The sequence below is a fragment of the Herbiconiux daphne genome (assembly GCF_024979295.1).
GTDB lineage: Bacteria > Actinomycetota > Actinomycetes > Actinomycetales > Microbacteriaceae > Herbiconiux > Herbiconiux daphnes.
Window position 1 is genome coordinate 1 of sequence record NZ_JANLCJ010000488.1, and the last position, 637, is coordinate 637.

General features: G+C 43.0%; 1 protein-coding gene. It reads right to left on the reverse strand.

The window, feature by feature from the left end; all coding sequences use genetic code 11:
* Positions 1 to 157 precede the first annotated feature (157 nt).
* Positions 158 to 637 (reverse strand): hypothetical protein (locus tag N1032_RS26015; RefSeq protein WP_259543517.1); only part of this gene is annotated, 480 nt, incomplete at its 5' end.

The following is a 637-nucleotide window of genomic DNA, read 5'->3' on the forward strand; positions in this document are numbered from 1 at the left end:
TGGCCTCCGACTTCTGCTGCGTCAAAATTAATAGAACCCAGCGCCATCACTGTAGTTAATGCGAGAATTGCCTGTAAGCGTGTCATAAGGATGTACCTTTGATGTGAAGTAAATACACTAAGCACCACTATCATCTAGACTAATGGTGCTTATCTACTTACTTATTTTCGAGATAGAACTCGTAACGGTCTTCAATCGGAATATCTCCCAGAAGCTCAACATTCGCCTTGCACCATTTCACAAACTCGAATCGTTCTTCCTGATTCCTTGGGCTTGGCTTAGTTGATTGTTTCCAATCTGGGTCAACCCGAAGCGTAATCTTTACGGGACGAGTAACCATTTGTTGAACCGGTTGTGCCGGTCTTGGTGGAATAACACCTTCCTTTTTCAGATGGGCTTTCATTGCATTGAGCAGTTGAGTGATTGATTGAATCAGCTTCAAATACTCATTGTGACCAGTAACCCCACGCCTCTTTCTGGACGGCATATCAAGAAACTTGTCACAACCTCGCAAGCAAATACTAATCCGAATCATCAGCTTGCCAGTCAAATGCTTATCATCTGACTTGAGTAATTGGGCGAAGAGTTGGCGATAATCTGTTACCTCTTCCAATTCTTTCTTGTAGTTTCGAAACTC